Source organism: Nocardia sp. NPDC056064 (assembly GCF_042266925.1).
Taxonomy (GTDB): domain Bacteria; phylum Actinomycetota; class Actinomycetes; order Mycobacteriales; family Mycobacteriaceae; genus Nocardia.
Genome location: NZ_JBHJWO010000003.1, coordinates 40,095 through 56,690 on the forward strand (window position 1 = coordinate 40,095; position 16,596 = coordinate 56,690).

The 16,596-nt window shown below is 69.4% G+C and carries 18 protein-coding genes; 7 read left to right on the forward strand and 11 right to left on the reverse strand.

Features of this window, described 5'->3' with window-relative positions; genetic code table 11:
* Positions 1-93: 93 nt before the first annotated feature.
* Positions 94-1,431, reverse strand: coding sequence for a hypothetical protein (locus ACFC06_RS26785; protein WP_375937429.1), 1,338 nt, complete (start codon positions 1,429-1,431; stop codon positions 94-96).
* A gap of 201 nt (positions 1,432-1,632) precedes the next feature.
* Between ACFC06_RS26785 and ACFC06_RS26790 the strand changes: the two genes are divergently transcribed.
* From ACFC06_RS26790 to ACFC06_RS26805, 4 genes are all read left to right on the forward strand, one after another.
* On the forward strand, positions 1,633-2,529 hold the full coding sequence (locus ACFC06_RS26790) for a hypothetical protein (RefSeq protein ID WP_375937432.1): 897 nt from the start codon (positions 1,633-1,635) through the stop codon (positions 2,527-2,529).
* Positions 2,530-2,766: 237 nt separating this feature from the next.
* A complete protein-coding gene (gntA, locus tag ACFC06_RS26795) occupies positions 2,767-3,459 on the forward strand; it encodes a guanitoxin biosynthesis heme-dependent pre-guanitoxin N-hydroxylase GntA (RefSeq protein ID WP_375937435.1) in 693 nt (230 codons plus the stop codon).
* Positions 3,460-3,634: 175 nt separating this feature from the next.
* The gene (locus tag ACFC06_RS26800; protein ID WP_375937438.1) at positions 3,635-4,261 is read left to right on the forward strand and encodes a hypothetical protein; all 627 of its coding nucleotides are present in this window, start codon (positions 3,635-3,637) and stop codon (positions 4,259-4,261) included.
* Positions 4,262-4,298: 37 nt separating this feature from the next.
* The gene (locus ACFC06_RS26805) at positions 4,299-5,177 is read left to right on the forward strand and encodes an ATP-grasp domain-containing protein (protein WP_375937441.1); all 879 of its coding nucleotides are present in this window, start codon (positions 4,299-4,301) and stop codon (positions 5,175-5,177) included.
* A 22-nt stretch (positions 5,178-5,199) separates the two neighbouring features.
* Here the strand turns inward: ACFC06_RS26805 and ACFC06_RS26810 are convergent, their stop codons facing one another.
* From ACFC06_RS26810 to ACFC06_RS26830, 5 genes are all read right to left on the reverse strand, one after another.
* The gene (locus ACFC06_RS26810) at positions 5,200-5,472 is read right to left on the reverse strand and encodes a MoaD/ThiS family protein (protein ID WP_375937444.1); all 273 of its coding nucleotides are present in this window, start codon (positions 5,470-5,472) and stop codon (positions 5,200-5,202) included.
* Between the two features lie 2 nt (positions 5,473-5,474).
* Positions 5,475-6,572 (reverse strand): WD40/YVTN/BNR-like repeat-containing protein, encoded by a 1,098-nt coding sequence (locus ACFC06_RS26815; protein ID WP_375937447.1) that lies wholly within the window; start codon positions 6,570-6,572, stop codon positions 5,475-5,477.
* Positions 6,573-6,628: 56 nt separating this feature from the next.
* Positions 6,629-7,957, reverse strand: coding sequence for a hypothetical protein (locus tag ACFC06_RS26820; protein ID WP_375937450.1), 1,329 nt, complete (start codon positions 7,955-7,957; stop codon positions 6,629-6,631).
* A 33-nt stretch (positions 7,958-7,990) separates the two neighbouring features.
* Positions 7,991-8,851 carry an EamA family transporter gene (locus ACFC06_RS26825; protein ID WP_375937452.1) on the reverse strand — a complete coding sequence of 287 codons (861 nt, stop codon included), beginning with the start codon at positions 8,849-8,851 and terminating at the stop codon, positions 7,991-7,993.
* A 61-nt stretch (positions 8,852-8,912) separates the two neighbouring features.
* Complete coding sequence (locus ACFC06_RS26830) at positions 8,913-9,272, reverse strand: hypothetical protein (RefSeq protein WP_375937455.1); 360 nt, start codon at positions 9,270-9,272, stop codon at positions 8,913-8,915.
* Positions 9,273-9,542: 270 nt separating this feature from the next.
* Here ACFC06_RS26830 and ACFC06_RS26835 point away from each other — a divergent pair, with 270 nt between their 5' ends.
* Complete coding sequence (locus tag ACFC06_RS26835; protein WP_375937458.1) at positions 9,543-9,917, forward strand: hypothetical protein; 375 nt, start codon at positions 9,543-9,545, stop codon at positions 9,915-9,917.
* Between the two features lie 41 nt (positions 9,918-9,958).
* Here ACFC06_RS26835 and ACFC06_RS26840 read toward each other — a convergent pair whose 3' ends face one another.
* Together ACFC06_RS26840 and ACFC06_RS26845 are read right to left on the reverse strand one after the other, a co-directional pair.
* A complete protein-coding gene (locus tag ACFC06_RS26840) occupies positions 9,959-11,218 on the reverse strand; it encodes a hypothetical protein (RefSeq protein WP_375937461.1) in 1,260 nt (419 codons plus the stop codon).
* Positions 11,215-11,430, reverse strand: a complete 216-nt coding sequence (locus ACFC06_RS26845) for a hypothetical protein (RefSeq protein WP_375937464.1) — start codon at positions 11,428-11,430, stop codon at positions 11,215-11,217. The genes ACFC06_RS26840 and ACFC06_RS26845 overlap by 4 nt, the downstream gene beginning before the upstream one ends.
* Positions 11,431-11,736: 306 nt before the next feature.
* Between ACFC06_RS26845 and ACFC06_RS26850 the strand changes: the two genes are divergently transcribed.
* Together ACFC06_RS26850 and ACFC06_RS26855 are read left to right on the forward strand one after the other, a co-directional pair.
* Positions 11,737-12,285, forward strand: a complete 549-nt coding sequence (locus ACFC06_RS26850) for a hypothetical protein (RefSeq protein WP_375937467.1) — start codon at positions 11,737-11,739, stop codon at positions 12,283-12,285.
* An 86-nt stretch (positions 12,286-12,371) separates the two neighbouring features.
* Complete coding sequence (locus tag ACFC06_RS26855) at positions 12,372-13,106, forward strand: glucose 1-dehydrogenase (protein ID WP_375937470.1); 735 nt, start codon at positions 12,372-12,374, stop codon at positions 13,104-13,106.
* 11 nt (positions 13,107-13,117) lie between these two features.
* On the opposite strand, the gene ACFC06_RS26860 is transcribed toward ACFC06_RS26855, so the two are convergent.
* The 3 genes from ACFC06_RS26860 to ACFC06_RS26870 all read right to left on the reverse strand — a co-directional run bounded on the left by ACFC06_RS26860 (position 13,118) and on the right by ACFC06_RS26870 (position 16,537).
* Entirely contained in the window at positions 13,118-14,539 is a 1,422-nt protein-coding gene (locus ACFC06_RS26860) for a WGR domain-containing protein (RefSeq protein ID WP_375937473.1), read from the reverse strand.
* A gap of 73 nt (positions 14,540-14,612) precedes the next feature.
* Positions 14,613-15,935: a cryptochrome/photolyase family protein gene (locus tag ACFC06_RS26865; RefSeq protein ID WP_375937476.1), complete on the reverse strand. Its 1,323-nt coding sequence runs from the start codon at positions 15,933-15,935 to the stop codon at positions 14,613-14,615.
* Positions 15,932-16,537 carry a lipocalin family protein gene (locus ACFC06_RS26870; RefSeq protein ID WP_375937479.1) on the reverse strand — a complete coding sequence of 202 codons (606 nt, stop codon included), beginning with the start codon at positions 16,535-16,537 and terminating at the stop codon, positions 15,932-15,934. The genes ACFC06_RS26865 and ACFC06_RS26870 overlap by 4 nt, the downstream gene beginning before the upstream one ends.
* Positions 16,538-16,596 lie beyond the last annotated feature (59 nt).

Here is a 16,596-nt window from a genome sequence, read left to right on the forward strand (position 1 = left end):
GTCGCCACCTGAAGCTTGCTGGCAACGCTAATCCGTTGCTGGACAATATAGTTGAAGGGCGCGACGGGTTCGCGGCGTTCGGCCGATGTGGCCTCAGGTGGGGTCTGTGGTCGGCTCGTTGATCGAAGCGTTGCCGCGGCGGGTCAGCCAGACCGCGCAGACAGCACACAGGCCCGTGGCGATCAGGCCGGGCACGATCATGTCGGGGCGGGCGAGCGCGAGTTGTTGTGAGGTATCGGTAAGCATCAGTTCGGCTCGCCCACGGGCCACGCCGGACCAGGGGATGTACTCGCCTTCCAGCCAGTCGCCGTAGCGCGGGATCGAGGTGGCGTCGGTCGCTGTGGGGAGTTGTGCGGTGGTGAGTGCTGCCACGGTGGGCAGGACCGACCAGCCTGCCAGGAGTGCGGGTCGCATGGGCAGGCATGAGGTGCCGGTCGCGGCCACCGCGAAGAGCAGCAGTGCGCCCGCGAGCAATCGCACCCAGTTCGTCTCGGAGACGAACGACAGGGTTGCGATCAGGCCGGCGGCCGCGCACAAGCCGACGGCGAGGGCCGGGCTGCTGACCCGTAGGCCGTAGAGGGCGCCGCCGATCAACGCCACGGCACCGACAAACAGGGTGACTGTCGAAGGAGTGCGGTCGAACCCTGGAAGCGCGACCAGGATGGCAGCCGCCGCCATTGCCGCGGCGAGCGAGTTCGCCTGGTCGGGAGGCAGAATTCGCTGGGCTGCCGCGAATGTGCCCAGGATCAGGACGATCGCCGCCGCGGGCAGCCACTCGGACTCCGACCAGAATCGCACGACGAGTCCCGCCGCGATCGCCAGTGTGGCGCCGAAAGCGACTGGGGTGATGGATGGTTCGCTGTCGATCCGGTCGGCGCGCGACAACCACAGGGCTGCCAGCAGTGCGAGGAGCGCCAGGCCGGCCACGATGAATTGCCACGGCTGTTCGGCGACGACGGTCGATGACGGGAAGTCTCCGTAGAGATATCGGCTGGGGTCGACGAGGGTGTCGAGTTGGAATCCGAGAACGCCGCCTGCGATCACACCGCCGAAGAACCACCGCTGGGCGGTCGGGAGGGTGACGGCGGGAACGATGAGCAGGCCGAGGCCGATGCCCAGGGCGAGCGGCAGTTCGTTCCATTCCTGGGGTGCGGGTAGCGCGTGGAGGGCACCGACAACAGCCAGGCCTGCGAGGCCGGTAGCGAAGGCGGCCGCACAGCTGAAGCGGCCCCAAGCCAGCAACCAGGCCGCGGTCATGCCGACCAGGGCGGCGATGACCGCGGTGGTGGCCGCGGGTGTGCCGAAAAGCTGTTCGCTCGCCGTAGTGGTCCATCCGGTTCCTACGGTGCGGTGGACGCTGTATCCCAAGATGGCGCCGCTCAGTAAACCGCAGGCGGAGATCGCGACCGATCGGCAGTTCATCTGATGCACCTCGGCTCCGTTCCATCTGTTGCCGCGCCCAACCGCTGGACCGCTGACGACAACGCCACTGCTGTCGCTTTCGGCAACTTTTTCGTTACCTCTACCTGCTCGTGGGCGGTCGCGGCGTGGGCTTTGAGAGGGGGTCGCTATCAGGCGAGGTCGGAGTTGTCGGACGGGGCGCGTACGCTGCCCGGCATGGGATCACGGTGCGTGATTGTCGTCAAAGATGTTGGTGCGGAGGAAATCTACTATTCCCACTGGGGTGGGGAGGCGATGCACCTCGACTTACTGGCGGGGCCTGACGCCGCCGTTCGTTTCGCGACCGCGCAGCGGCGGGAGCAACGGTGGGTGGCCGATCTGGTCGCGGCGGCGGTGATCGACGTGGGTCGGCGTGTGCTGCTGTGGTACTCGAGGTCGTTCGATGAGACAGCGGCGATGTATGCGGTGCTGGAGGCTATGCGGGAAACCTGGGCCGGCTGGACCGTGCACTGGGCTCCGGGCGCGGACGGCGAGCTGATTCGCTATTGCGAGGGCTGTCGGCCGATGTGCTCCGTCTTCATCGTGGAGAACGATCGGCCACGTGTCCACGCGTCGCCATTGCCGGTCCGTGCGTTGATCGCAGCCGGACCGGCGGTCCTCGAGCAGATCCACGGGTGGCCGTGCTCCGACAAACCGGAGGCGATGCCGAGGCACGGCCTGCTACTCGCCCCGGCCGACCGGGTCGGTGCGCACTGGGCCTTCGACGGGAGCGCCGACGATATCGACGTTGCGCAGGCGGGGTGGGGCGAGTGGAACTGGGAAGACTGGCGGCAGCGGCTGGAGGCCGAGGCGGGATCGGAGCGGCCGGCGCCGTCGCGGATGGCGGTGGCCCTCACGGAACTGTCGGAGGCGTTCGACAAACATCAGGTTCTGGACACCGGCACCGAACTCGCGGCGGTGCTGCTGAACGCGACCGGCTGGATCGAACAGGCGCTGCGGTCTGCCGGTGGGGAGGCGGTGCGGGTGGAGGACAACTCGTTCACGCATCGGCCGGTGGAGCTGACCGAAGGTGAGGTGCTTCGTACCAGGGTGGCGATCCGATCCGCTCGTACGCGGTTCGAGGGGTGATCGTGGGCATTCGATGGTCCGCGCGGCCGGGGCCAGGAGACGTGATCCGCGACACGTTCGTGTGCCCGATTCGGCGCTCGAGCGGCCCGGATGATCGCGGGCGGCGGTTCGATCGATTCGCGTACCCGGGCGGTGGGCTGTCAGGATCGCCTCGCAGTGTGGGCGAGGTGGCTGTGCGCCGAGTCGATCGCCAGGCGCCCGCTCGAGTTCGGATGTGGTTGGAAAGGAACGCCGGGGTTGACGACGGACGCGCGGGCTGAGGTGGAGAAGTTCCTGCTCGGGGATCGGTTCGCCTGTCTGGCGGGGCGGTCGGCGTGGCGGCAGGGTGGGATCGCGCATCGGCATTACGACGTGATGGGTGGGGTGGAGTCGGCTCGGCGGATGGCGGGGGATCTGGCGGAGTTCGTCGATGGGGCGGATTGGGGGGCTCGGAAGTTCACGAGTTTCGTGGCGACCTTCGAGGAGCCCCGGGGGGTCGACGAGCTGCGGTTCGAGGAGTTGTTGTGGGAGCATTTGCAGCTGCTGCACGAGGTGGACGCGGAGCGGTATGGGTGGGCGGCGGGGTGTTCTTCGGATCCGCAGTCGGGGGAGTTCCGGTACAGCGTGGCGGGGCATCCGTTCTTCGTGATCGGGTTGCACGAGACGCATCGGCGGTTCGGGCGGCGGCCGCCGTTTCCGATGTTGGCGTTCAATTCGCATGAGCAGTTCGCGCGGATCAAGGCCGAGGGGATGTGGGATCGGCTGGCGGACAAGATCCGGAAGCAGGACATCGGGTTGCAGGGGGATATCAATCCGAATCTGATGGAGTACGAACAGTTGTCGGAGGCTCGGCGGTATTCGGGGCGGCCCAAGCCCGCTGATTGGCAGTGCCCGTTCAGTGCGCGTCCTGCCGCGGGGGAACGGGAGATGGCGGGCGTTCAGCGACCCTGATTTTCCGGTGACCGGTGTCGCGGTTGCGCCACGGGACCGGTTGTCCGGCCGATAGCCTGTGCTCGTAAACGGAGAGGCCCCATTCGGGGATCGGGAGCCGCGGGCGCACCTCGAGGGGCGTGCCATTCTGGGCGCCGAACAGCAGAGTCGTCAGGACGAGTCGTACTCACGTCGGGTGCAGTCTTCGACCAATCTCGGTGTCTGGCGGCGTGAGACCGAGCTGAGTCGTGCGGGCACACGTGTCCGTAACCGCACGGTGAAACTCGTGGTGGCCGGTGGGTTTCTGATCGCCGGATTGGTCGGCGCGGTGGGGGTGTACATCGTCTCGAATCACGGTGCGGGTGGGGACAATGCCGGCATCGCGGTGCCGGCGTCCGCTGCGGGTCTGTCCGCCGAGCCGAGCACGACGGTTCCATCGACGACGGCGTCGGCGTCGGCGTCGGCGTCGGCGTCGGCGTCGGCGAGAAGTCTCCCGACCACACAGGCGGCATCCTCGTTGGTGCCGACTTCCGCGCTCGCACAGTATTGTTCGGTTGGCATCGTGTGCTGGTGGGATTCTCCTGATTTCAAGAGCATCCTGCATTCGATACCGCACGGCGAAGTCGGACCGGTGGCGTCGGGGAACTGTCTCGCACTGGGCGTCGCCACGCTGGGGCCGCGTAACGCGTCATCGATTTCGAACGCGACCACGGTGTCGCAGACGCTCTGGGAGAACTCGGACTGCACGGGCGAGTCGATGGTCATCTCGCCTGGACAACAGCTGGCGAAGGTTCCGACGTTCGTCTCCGCGATGAGTGGCTGACGGTCTTCGGCCCTGCCCGGGACACTAGAATTCGGCGGTGCCCGCGCCATTGTTGTTCTGCTCCGATCCCTTGAATCCCCGGCAGGTCGACGACCATTTCGCCACCCAGTCCGAGGCTGTGTCGACGGCGGGCGGAACGGTCGCGTTGCTGGACCACGAGGCGCTCGTTGCCGGGGATCCGGTCGCGGCGGTCCGGCGGGTGCCGAGGTCCGGTGGCCGGATGTGGTACCGCGGGTGGATGATTCCGGTGGATCGTTATCGCGAGCTGGCCCGGGCGCTTTCGGCGCGCGGTTGTGCGCTGGTGGTGTCGCCCGAGTGCTATGCGAAGGCACATGAACTACCGGGGTGGTACGAGGACTTCCTCGAGGTGACGCCCCGGTCGCGGTGGATGCCGGGGGAACCGGGAGAGGTACCGGGCGAGTCGGCACTGGCGGAGGTGGCCGGGTCGCTCGGTGCGGGGGCGGGGATCGTCAAGGACTATGTGAAGTCGCGCAAGCACGAATGGGACAGTGCTTGTTACGTGCCCGATCTGCGCGATACTTCCGCGCTACGGCGCATCGTCGAGCGGTTCGTCAAGCTACAAGGCGAGTCCTTGGCCGGTGGCGTGGTTCTTCGCGAGTTCGAGGACTTCACCGGCGTGACGGGTACTCGTGCCGAGGAGGCCAGGGTCTGGTGGCTCGATGGTGAACCTGTGCTGATCGGGCCGCATCCCGATGATCCGACGGTGTTTCCGGAGCCCGAGTTGTCCGCGGTGGCGCGGGCGGTGTCGGCTCTGGGGTGCCGCTTCGTGACGACCGACCTCGCCCGTCGGGCGGACGGCGAGTGGCGGGTGATCGAAGTCGGGGACGGGCAGGTCAGTGACCTGCCGTCGACGGTCGACGTGATGGGTCTGATCGCGCCGTTGATCGCGAGGTGATGACGCGGCCGGTTCGAGGAGGTTATCCGCCCGCTACGGCGGGGATGATCATCAGTTCGGAGTTCGAGGTCAGGGGTGTGTCGAGGCCGGCGAGGGTGCGGCATTCGTCGCCGTCGATGTAGAAGTTGACGTAGCGGCGGAGGGTGCCGCGTTCGTCGCGGAGGCGGCGTTCGAGGGCGGGGGAGGCGGTGCGCAGGGCGTCGAGAGCCTGGCCGAGGGTGGGGGCGTCGACAGTGAGTTCGTGGGCGCCGTCGGCGTAGGGGCGCAGGGGGGAGGGGAGGATGACGCGGGCCATGGTCAGGCGATGACGGCGGCGCGGACGCACAGGACGTCGGGGAGTTTGTCGGCGACCAGGTGCCAGTGGGTGCCTTCGTCGGGGCTGCAGTAGACCTCGCCGTTGCGGGTACCGAAGTAGATGCCGGTGGGGTCGGCGTTGTCGGCGGTCATGGCGTCGCGCAGGACCGAGGCCCAGAAGGGGACTTCGGGGAGGCCGTCGGTGCTGGCCGACCAGGTGCTCCCGGCGTCTTCGCTGCGGTAGACGGCGCAGGTGGCGTTCGGAGGGAAGCGGAAGCGGTCCATGTCGGCGTCGAGGGGGAAGGTGTAGACGACGCCGGGGCGGCGGGGGTGGGCCAGGATGGGGAAGCCGAAGTTGTCGGGTGGGAGGTCGGCGTCGATCGACTGCCAGGTGGTGCCGTCGTCGGTGCTGCGGAAGACGCCGCCGTGGTTCTGCAGGTAGAGGGTGCTGGGGGTTTCGGCGTCGCGGGCGACCTTGTGCACGCACTGGCCCCAGTCGGGGAGTTCGCCGGGGAGGAAGTCGGCGGTGACGCCGTGGTTGGTGGGCTGCCAGGAGGCGCCTGCGTCGGCGGTCTGGTAGACGCCGCCGGTCGACATGGCCACGGCGAGGCGGCGGGTGTCGGTGGGGTGGGGCAGGACGGTGTGCAGGGCCAGACCTCCGCCGCCGGGTTCCCATTGCGGGCGGTGCGGGTGGTCCCACAGGCCTCTGACCAGGGTGAAGTTGCGGCCTCCGTCGGTGGAGCGGAACAGGGCCGACGGTTCGACACCCGCGTAGACGACGTCGGGTTCGGCGTCGGTGGCGGGGGTGATCTGCCAGACGCCCTGCAGGGCGGACTCGGTGTCGTCGGGGAAGGCCAGGGGCGCGTCGTCGGGTTCGGTCCAGGTGGCGCCGAGGTCGTCGCTCGAGACGAGGGTGGGGCCGAAGTGGCTGTTGAGGACACCGGCGAGCAGACGTGGGGTGGGGCGGCGGGTGTCGATGGCGAGGGCTTTGACATCGGCCACGGGGAATTGGGGCGGGCTGACGGTCCAGCTCGCGCGGCCGTCCGTGCTGCGGGCCAGGAACAGGCCCTTGCGGGTTCCGATGCCGAGAAGTACGTCCATTGCCGACCTCCAGGTCGTTACGACGACGCGGATGGCATCGAGCGTACTCCCGCGGATCAGCCGAGCAAGAACGCGACGGTGGGAAAGACGATGGTCGTGGCGGCGGCGAAGACGATGGTCCCGACGCGGCCCGACCGATGTTTGTTGAACACCGTTGCCGCCCAGCAGTAGATACCGAACGAGATGAGCAGCGAACCCCAGACGACGAGGGCCCGGCTGGATTCTTCACCGAGCGGTTGGACGGTGCCTTTGTCGAACGCGAGGGCGAGCGTGATGATGGTGACGCCTGCCGCGGCGGCCGCGGCGAACACCGCGGCGCCCGCGGAACTGTTCATGGTGACCGGCGCCCGCGGCGTTTGCGCGATGTCCTGCGGGTCGGTGTGGTGCGCGCCGGATTCGCGGCAGAGCATGTCGAAGACGGTGGCGGGGTTGACCCATTGGCGGACGCCGGAATGGACCTCGGTCAGTGCCTGCACGGCCTGCGCGGTCGAATAGGAGGTGATGATGCCCTCGCGGGATGTCCGGAAACCGCCGTGATCACGATGGGTTCGCACGGACTGCTGGAAGTCGAGCAGCTGCACGAGCGCGGTGCGGAAGGTCGGATGGAAGATCAGCCGATCGCCTGCGGTCGCCAGGGCGGCGACGGATTGCTGCAGCGTGGAGTGATACCAGGTCTGGGCCACCGCGCCGCGATGGATCTGTTCCTCTTCGAGGGTGCCCGGGGAGGATTCCAGGTGGGCGAGAATCCGGTCGACGGTGAGCGTGTGGGCGCGAGCGAGCCGGGCACCGCCGAGCGCGGCGATCGCGGGATCGCCCAGCAGGTGCGCGATCTGGGCGGCCGCGTGGTTCGAGGCCGCGCGGGAGTCGTCGTCGAGCACGGCGGTGACCAGGAACGAGACACCGCGGGCGGTCGCCTGGGTGGTCGCGTCGTCGGAATCGGGGAACTCGAGCAGCGAGCGGACCGCGGCGGTGGTCGCCGTCACCGAGATCGGGGCGATGCCGTCCGACAGCGCCCAACCGCCGGTCTCGAGATCCTGGGTCGTGAGCAGCGTGTGCCGGGACGCGACGATCTCTTCGGCGGTCAACGGTTCGCCGAGGCGGCGCAGCGCCCGCAGGCGCCAGGCGGCGTCGACCGGGGCCTGGAACACCCATTCGCCCTGGGTGTGGTGGGCCACCGAAGTGCGTCGCATCATGGCCAGTACGGCGGGGGCATCCGGGACCGGACGCCGGGCCGCGGCGAGCGCGCAGACCACCTCCGCCGTGTCCTGCGGGTTGGGGGCGACGTCGGCCGACCAACCCCAGCCGGCATAGCCGTCTCCGGGGCGCACGATGGTTCGGCGGAGCCAGTCGCAGGCCCGGATGATGCGGTGCTCGAAATCCGACACGATGCCCCCAGGGCCAAAAACTCTGTGCCGCAACTATAGCCGCGCATCCTGCTCGAGGACGATGGCAATGACGATCAGACCGCCCGCCGCCAGCAGCCAGATCGACATGCTCGCGTGGTCCAGCGCCGCGATCAGGGTCCAGGCGACGATGGCTTCGTTCAATCCGATGACGCCCGCGGTGGCGGCGTCCGTGGTACGCATCGCGCGCCAGTAGAGCGCGAATCCCGGTCCGAGCAGAAGGGCGCCGAGCCCGAACTCGATCAGGAGCTGACCGGGGTTCGCGGTGCCGACGAGCAGGTAGGGCAGTGTCAGGACACCCGCGACACCCAGCTGGAGACTGGCCGCCACGGTCGGGTCTCCGCGCCGCGCGGATGCACGCGCGACGAGTGTGATCAGCGCCGCGACCGAGACCGCGCTGCCGAACGCGAGCGCGCACCCGGCGATCGCCTGCGCGGTCGACACAGTGGTGCCAGGGCGCATGGACACCAGGACGATCGCCGCGAGAACGAGCGCGATCTCGGTGATCGCCCTGGCATCGAGCGGTCGGCGACGTCCGAGCAGAGCGCCCAGCAGCAGGATGATCGGTGAGGTCAGGTGCAGGGCCACGACGACCGGGGTCGGTCCGATCGCCAGTGCCGCGGCATAGAGCGTGATGTTGACGGCCTCCAGAAAACCCAGTACGAGAAAGGTTTTCGGATGCGCCCGGAGATCTCGCAGTGGTCCGCGGCCTGCGGCGACAGCCAGGACGAGCAAGGGCACGGCAGCGCCCAGGGCCACCGCCGGGCCGACAGTGCCCGATCCGAACAGCGCCAGTCCCGCTGAGAAGAACCCCCACAGGGTCGTCGCGGCGATCAGTGTCATGACCGAGGTCTGTCTGCGGTCCAGCTGCGTCATTCCTCGCCCCCGACTGTTCGTCCGCCCGGGCCAGATTAACCTCCGGCACAGGACATTCCGGTCATTGTCCGAACGAGCGCCTGAGTTTCGCGTTGATCAGTGTGTTCATGCGGAAGCGGAGGTGGCCGACCGTCGAGTCGTCCAGCTCCGGCGTGTCGACCGACAGGGTCCAGCGCAGATCGGTGCCGCAGCCGCCGTCGGAGGGCAGGTCGAAGCGTATCCGGGCGGTGGGATGTTTCGGCCACAGCGAACTCCAGACGACCAGGTCGGGATGCGATCGTTCCAGGACGGCCGGGCGTTGCTCGTCGGACAGCAGGATCAGCCAGGGCCGGGTCGGGTCGCGATCCGGGTCGGTGAGCGCGGCGAAGACGGCGTGGGGTGGGGCCGGTTGGTTCCGCCTTCTGCTGCCGATGATGTGCACAGGGCGAGCGTAGTCACACGGCATCGGCCGCCGGCGGACCCGCGCCGCGCCGATATCGTTGGGTGGGTGAGGCTTTGGACGTTGCAGGCGCCGGAGGTGGTGGCGGCGGTGCGGGGGGACGGGTGTTATCGGGCCGGGTGGGAGTTGGTGGTGGGGAATTGGCGGGGGGCCTATGGGGAGATGGTGGCGGAGATGGGGCGGCGGGGGATCGACTGTGGTGGGGCGGCGCCGGTGTGGTGCTGGCCGGGGCGGGCGTGGCGGCGGGGGGCGGTGCGGACCTCGGCACGGATGCTGCTCGGTGATCACGAGTGGGCGCACGGGCGGTGGTTGCTGCGGCTGGATGTGCCCGACGAGATGACGCTGGCGACCTCGTACGCGGTGTGGAACGAGTATCTGGGGTACGCGACGGGGTTTCAGGACCAGCCCGAGCGGATGGACTGGTCGGGGCGCAAGACCTGGGAGTTCGACGAGATCCAGGTGTGTGTGCCGGAGTTGCGGCGGGAGTGGGTGGTGGGGGCGCGGCCGTATCCGCCGGAGGCGGACATCGTCGCCCGGATCGAGGCGGACCCGCTGCTGCGGGAGCGGTATTCGCCGATGCGGGAGGGGCGGTGGCGGCGGTCTGTTCGGGAGCGGCTGCGCCGGTGACGCTGCCGCGGTCCGGACGGCACCGCGGCAGCGGGCAGGCGCTACGCCGGGGTGTCCGCGCCGGACAGGGCCGCCGCCACCTCGTCGAGACCGCAGGCGCCTGCCCGGACGACCAGGAGTTTGCGGACGCGGTCGGGGAGTTCGGCGCGCAGGGCGACGAGGGTTTCCCAGGCGGGGTGGTCGGTGCTGCCGAGCAGGTCGACGAGGGTGTCGAGTTCGGGCATGCCCTCGAGCAGGGCCAGGACGCGGGCGCGGGGTTCGCCGTCGACGGACAGGGCCAGCGGGAGCATGGTGGGGGCCTCGGGGCTGGCCAGCACGATCAGGTCGCGCAGGAAGTCGTCGTCCTCGGCGAGGACGCGTTCGGCGATGCGGCGCTGCTGGGCGGTGTCGAGGTGGCGGACCAGGGGCAGCAGGTCGAGCCACAGGCCCTCGGCGAGGGAGATGTCGGAGACGCGGGCGAGGGTGGCGGGGTCGTGCATGACGGGTCGCTGGGCCAGGCGTTGCAGGCCGGTGATGGCCATGCCCGCGGCGACGGGGAGCAGGGCGTCCCAGGCGTCGAGTTCGGTGACGGCGGTGAGCAGTCCGTCGAGGACCTCGTCGTCCTGCTCGGCGACGATGTCGGCCATGCGGGCGCGTTCCTCGGGGCCGATGATGTCGAGCAGCGAGATCGCGTCGGCCCACTTCTCCTCGGCGTACATGGCGGCGACCATGCCGGGGACGCGGTCGGTGACCATGTTGAGCAGGCGTTCGGCCTGGGAGCTGTCCTCGAGGTGCAGGCCGACCTGGAGGATGTCGCGGTCGGCGGCCTGGGGGAGCGCGGCGAAAAGGATGGAGTCGGGCATGGCGCCAGCGAGGCGGCCCATGGTGAGGTAGTCGCCGCGGTCGATCAGTTCCTTGGCGACCTCGGCGGCCATCGTGTCGGGGACGCGGGCGATGACCTCGGCGGCGCGTTTGGGGTCGAGCAGGACGGTGGCGTCGGCGAGGAACTTGGGGGACAGGTTCTCGGCGATGGCGACCGCGCGGGCGGGTTCGACGGCACCGGCGACGGCCGCGGCCAGGGCCGGGCCCAGCGCCTTCTCCGCGACCAGCGCGGCGACCGGCTTCGGCACCAGTTTCACCGCGGCGGCCACGCGTTGCATGCGCAGCACGTCGCGGCCCGACATCTCGTCGCTGACCTGATCGCGGAAGGCCTTGATCGCCGAAGGCGGTTGCGCGGAGAGAAAGTCCAGCTCAGCGGGGTCGACGCCGAGGACACGGGCCAGCTTGGCGATCTCGGCCACGGTGTGGCGGATGCTGCTCACAGTCCGAGCACCTTTCGCACGGCGGGGCGGGCCACGCGCGGGATCAGGTGCATTCCGGCGCCGAGCGCGTCGTCCATCGCGGCCTTGCGGGCGGCCAGGGCCGCAGCGGCGAAGGCGTCGAGGCGGGCCAGGTCGGCGCTGTCGAGCGTCGCGAACTCCGCAGGCGGCGGCGCGCCGAGGGTCGCGGTGAGCTGGGCTAGTCGATCCGGCACCGACGTGCTCCTTCGATGATGTTGCGGCAGTGACGATTACACGATAGCGGCGGGTGCGCGACAGTGCCGGGTCGCGGCGACGCGGCGAGAAGGCACACATGATCGCGGCCGGTGCGGGATACTGAGACATCGTGCGCGACCCGCCGCACGAGCGTGACATTTTCGCGACCATTTCGTAATGTGTCAGAGACTTGTTCTCGACAGTAGCTGGTGATAGATAACGTGCCTGGTCAACATCGCACCCCGGCGCCGCCTACCGGGCGCACGTCCCTGGCCGTCTGCAGCCTGGCGGCCACGGTGCCCGCCATGATCTGGATGGCATTGCGGCCTGCCGAGTCCCAGGTGCAGCAGGTCAGCGCGGTGACACCGCAGACGCCGTCGGCGATCGAGCTGGACCCGCTGCCCGCGCTCACCCACGACGCGCCCGCCGAACCGACCCTCGCGCCGGTCTCCGCCGACGACGAGACGGCGATGCTCTCGGCACAGAAGCTGAAGCTGTCGTGCTCGACGGAGTGGAAGGGCACCCGTCCGCACGTCGCGCAGGTCTCGCACATGGTGCAGAAGATGTTCGGGCTCTCCGACATCGGCGGCGCGCACGGCCGCTACGACGGTGACCACGGTGCCGGTCTCGCCCTCGACATCATGACCTCCAACCAGGGTCAGGGCGACGCGATCGCCGCGTTCGTGCTGGCCAACAAGGCGCGCTTCGGCGTGACCTATGTGATCTGGCAGCAGCGCTACAACGACGGCAACGGCTGGTCCTACATGGAGGATCGCGGCAGCACGACCGCCAACCACTACGACCACGTGCACGTCTCGTTCGCGGCCTCCGCCGCCACCGACCTGCTCTGCTGACATATTCCGTTCAGGCATATCGCCTCGGGAAACCGGACGCCCTCCTACTGTGAGGTGATCGGCAGTCTCGCGAGGAGGTATGTGGCATGGGACGGTTGACCGGCAAGGTCGCGGTGATCAGTGGTGGTGCGCGCGGAATGGGGGCCGCGCACGCGCGCCGGTTCGTCGCCGAGGGCGCCTCGGTGGTGCTCGGCGATATCCTCGACGACGAGGGCGCGCTGGTCGCGAAGGAACTGGGCGAGTCCGCGATCTACCGCAGGCTGGATGTGCGCGAGCCCGAGCAGTGGGCCGCGACCGTGGCGGCGGCGGTCGAGACCTTCGGCGGGCTGCACGTACTGGTGAACAACGCGGGGATCGTCAACGGGAACCGGCTGGTGGACTTCGCGCTCGACGAATGGCAGCGGATCATCGACATCAACCTGACCGGCACCTTTCTCGGCATGCGGGCCGCGGTGCCCGCCATGACCGGCGGCGGGTCGATCGTCAACATCTCCTCGGTGGAGGGGATGCGTGGCAGCCCCGGGCTGCACGGCTACACCGCCACGAAATTCGCGGTGCGCGGGCTCACGAAGTCGGCGGCGCTCGAACTCGCCGCGCAGGGTATCCGGGTGAACTCGGTGCATCCCGGGCTGATCAGCACGCCCATGACCGAGGGGATTCCCGCCGACTTCCTGCAGATCCCGCTGCAGCGCGCGGCCGATCCGGACGAGGTCTCGGCGCTGGTGGCCTACCTCGCCTCGGACGAGTCGTCGTATTCGACCGGTGCGGAGTTCGTGATCGACGGTGGGCTCACGGTCGGGGTGCCGCACAAGAGTTTCTGAGTGGTGCCGCCTCAGTCGAGGCGGCGGATGTCGCCGCGGACCCGGTAGAAGCCGCCGCGGGCGGATTCGGTGACGGCGTCGACGACGTAGCGGGTGCCGGGCGTGCGGATGTCGCGGGGGAACTGGACGTTCCAGCCGCGTTCGTAGCCGGGCGAGACGACGTGCACGCGCAGCGAGCCGCCGTGTTCGACGCATTCGACGACGATGCCGTCGCCCGCGTCGGTGGTGACCTCGACGGTGCTGGAGACCGCGACGGCGGAGATCTCGGGTGCCTTGACCGAGACGGTGCTGGGGAGCACGCCCTGGTCGGCGTCGCGGATGGCGGATTCGCTCACGTCGAGGCAGGCCAGGGCGCCGGAGGTGGTGACGAGGTAGAGCTTTTCGTCGTGGTACTGCATGGAGTAGGCCGAGCCGCAGCCGGTGGCCAGTTTCCACAGGCGGGCGCCGGTGGCGTCGAAGCAGTAGACCGAGGAGTGCGAGTCACCGGCGAAGACGTAGCGGCCGTCGGGGGAGGCGGCGCAGGAGAAGACGGCGGCGTCGCACTGGTAGGCGCGGGTGGTGCTGCCCTGCTTGGTGATCTCCTCGACGCGGTTGGCCGCGGTGCCCGCGTAGACGTCGGAGGTTTCCTGCCAGCCGAACAGGACCGAGCCGCGCGTCGGTGAATGCCACTGGGTGACACCGGTTTCCAGGGTGTACTTGGTGACGCCGCCGCTGTGGCCGTGGTAGACGCCGGTGGGGTCGAGGCGGACCATCCAGCCGGCGTTGCCGGTGCTGCGCGCCGACCACAGGGATTCCTCCTCGTGGTCGATGACGGTCAGCCCGCCCGCGGCGTCGGAGGCGGCGAGGATGCCGTCGTGGATGTCGAGCCAGTAGACATCGGTGGCCGAGACGTCGTAGGCGGCGCGCGGGACCTTGCCGGACAGGTCGTAGACGCGGCCGTCGTCGCAGCCCGCGTAGATCCAGAAGTCGTCGGCCACCAGGCATTTCACGCCGTCGGGCAGCTGGTAGCGGTTGGTCACCTCGCCGCCGGGGGTGAGGGTGAAGACCTCGCCGTACTCGTTGCCGACCCAGCAGCGCTGATCGTCGACGAAGATGCCGAACGCGGCGGCGCCGGAATCGAAACGCCACAGCACCGGGGCGCTCTTGGCGGTGGAACGCTGGCTGGTGATGACGCGGCGGGTCACCGACCGACGCTGCCGCGCCCCCATCACCGCGGGCGCGTAGCCCTTGCGGACCTTCTCGCCGATCTTCTTCCGCGCGGCCGCCTTCGCCTTGTCTTCGGTGGCGAACGAGCTGGCCTTGGCCTGGCCCTGCTCACCGATCCGGCCGTAACGGATGTTCACCTGGGTGCCGGTGACGATCACCTCGTAGAACTTGTGCGAGGAACCGGTGTCGTCGGACAGTTCCAGGTAGGTGGTTTCGGCGGTCGTCATGGATCCTCGCTGAGCTCGTGCGTCTTTCGAACGAGCGAAAACTAGCAAGGCCCACCGACAAATGGGGGCCCGCTCACATCCCCGGGACGTCGAGAAGTGGTGGGGGATAGGTGGAGTGGGGGATCTCGGCGCGCCAGGGGCGGTGGATGGTGGGGCCTTGGAGGTGGGCGAGTTCGGGGAGCCAGTGGCGGGTGTAGGAGCCGTCGGGGTCGTAGCGGTCGGCTTGGCGGAGGGGGTTGAGGGTGCGGTTGGGGCGGGTGTCGGTGCCGGTGCCCGCGGCCCACTGCCAGTTGAGCTGGTTGTTGGCCAGGTCGGCGTCGACGAGCCAGTGCAGGAAGTGGGCGGCGCCGATGCGCCAGTCCAGCCGTAGGGATTTGGCGAAGAAGGAGGCGGTGATCAGGCGGGCGCGGCCGGGGAGCCAGCCGTCGGTGACGAGCTGGCGCTGGGCGGCGTCGATGATCGGGTAGCCGGTGCGGCCCTGCTTCCAGGCGGTCACCGCGTCGGGGTCGTCGCGGACGGCGAACGGGCCGGGACGGTAGCTGGTCCAGGCGGTGTCGGGGCGGGCCGAGAGCAGCTGGTGGTGGAAGTCGCGCCAGGCGAGCTGGCGGGCGAAGGCATGACCGCCGTCGGTGGACAGATCGGTGCGGTGGACGATCTCGACCGGGGACAGGCAGCCGAAGTGCAGGTGCGGGGACAGGTGTGAGGTGGCGTCGGCGGTGAGGTCGTCGTTGCGCTCGGCGTAGTCCTCGATCGGGCCCGCGAGCCACTTCCGCAGCAGGGCACGGGCGCTGATCTCGCCGCCGGTCGGGCAGTTCGGGGACGGGTCACCGGAGGACAGGTCGGCCGGTATAGGTAGGGGGTCGCTGCCGATGTCGGGGACGTGCAGGGCGCGCGGCGCGCGGAAGGGCGTGCGCTGGTGGGCGTCGAGCCAGCGGCGGAAGTAGGGGGTGAACACCGCGTAGTGATCACGGCCGGTCGCGGGCGTGAGGACGGCGGGGTCGGCGGCGGTGACGACCGCGCTGTGGGTGTGCACCGCGCAGCCGGTGTCGGCCAGGCGCTCGCGCAGGGAATCGGTGCGGCGGGTGGCGTAGGCGCTCACGTCCTCGGCGAGATGCACTGCGTCGGCGCCGGTTTCGGTGACCACCCGGGCCACCTCGGCGGCAGGGTCGCCGCGGCGCACGACGAGTCGGCCGCCGATGCCGCGCAGGCGCTCGTCCAGTTCCGCCAGGGCGGCGGCCAGGAAGACGGCGCGGTTGGGTGGGCAGCGGTCGGGGACGATGTGGTCGTCGATGACGAACAGCGGGACGACGCTGTCGCTGTCGCGATGCGCGGCGGTGAGGACCGGGTTGTCGGAGAGGCGCAGATCGCGGGTGAACAGGGCGATCGCGGTGCTCATCGGGCGCAGAGCGGGGTGATGTCGGTGCGGCCGCCGGTGGTGGGGGTGGTCAGGTAGACGCAGGTGTTCTGGCCCGCGGCGGTGATGGCGGCGTCGATGTCGTTCCAGGTGGCGGCGTCGACGGACGGGGTGCGGGACAGGACGAAGCCGGACAGGCGGCTCGGATCGGTGACGACGGCCCAGGAATAGTCCGGGCCCAGCGCGGTGACGATGTAGTTGGGCGCGCCGGTGCGCTGGTCCTGGCCGGGGACGCCCGGGAACGACACGTGCAGCTGGGCATTGGTGGCCGGATCGGTGACCGTCGCGCTGCCGCGGATCTCGTCGACACCGCCGGACCAGGTGCGGCAGCGGTTGTAGACGCCGACGTCACCGGATTCCTCGAGGGTGTAGGTGGCGGTGGTGTCACCGGCGCAGTTCAGGCTGAACGGGGCCGGGACGGCGGCGAGCTGGTGCCATACACCCAGATAGCTCGCGAGGTCGAGGGACGGCACAGGGGCCGGGGGTGCGGCGGAGGCGGTCGCGGAGCCCACCGCGGCGGCACCGACGGTGGCGCAGACGGCCAGCGCCACGCGGAACGAAGCAGCGGAACAGGGGAAACGCACTGGTCCTCCTCGGTCGGTGATACTGACATGCTAGCAGTGAACGATGCATAATTGATGCA

Excerpts from the sequence above, each read along its gene's own strand:
- ACFC06_RS26810 (WP_375937444.1), bottom strand. The coding sequence starts at position 5,472 with ATGGCCCGCGTCATCCTCCCCTCCCCCCTGCGCCCCTACGCCGACGGC.
- ACFC06_RS26815 (WP_375937447.1), bottom strand. The coding sequence starts at position 6,572 with ATGGACGTACTTCTCGGCATCGGAACCCGCAAGGGCCTGTTCCTGGCC.
- ACFC06_RS26825 (WP_375937452.1), bottom strand. The coding sequence starts at position 8,851 with ATGACGCAGCTGGACCGCAGACAGACCTCGGTCATGACACTGATCGCC.
- ACFC06_RS26850 (WP_375937467.1), top strand. The coding sequence starts at position 11,737 with ATGATCTGGATGGCATTGCGGCCTGCCGAGTCCCAGGTGCAGCAGGTC.
- ACFC06_RS26855 (WP_375937470.1), top strand. The coding sequence starts at position 12,372 with ATGGGACGGTTGACCGGCAAGGTCGCGGTGATCAGTGGTGGTGCGCGC.
- ACFC06_RS26860 (WP_375937473.1), bottom strand. The coding sequence starts at position 14,539 with ATGACGACCGCCGAAACCACCTACCTGGAACTGTCCGACGACACCGGT.
- ACFC06_RS26865 (WP_375937476.1), bottom strand. The coding sequence starts at position 15,935 with ATGAGCACCGCGATCGCCCTGTTCACCCGCGATCTGCGCCTCTCCGAC.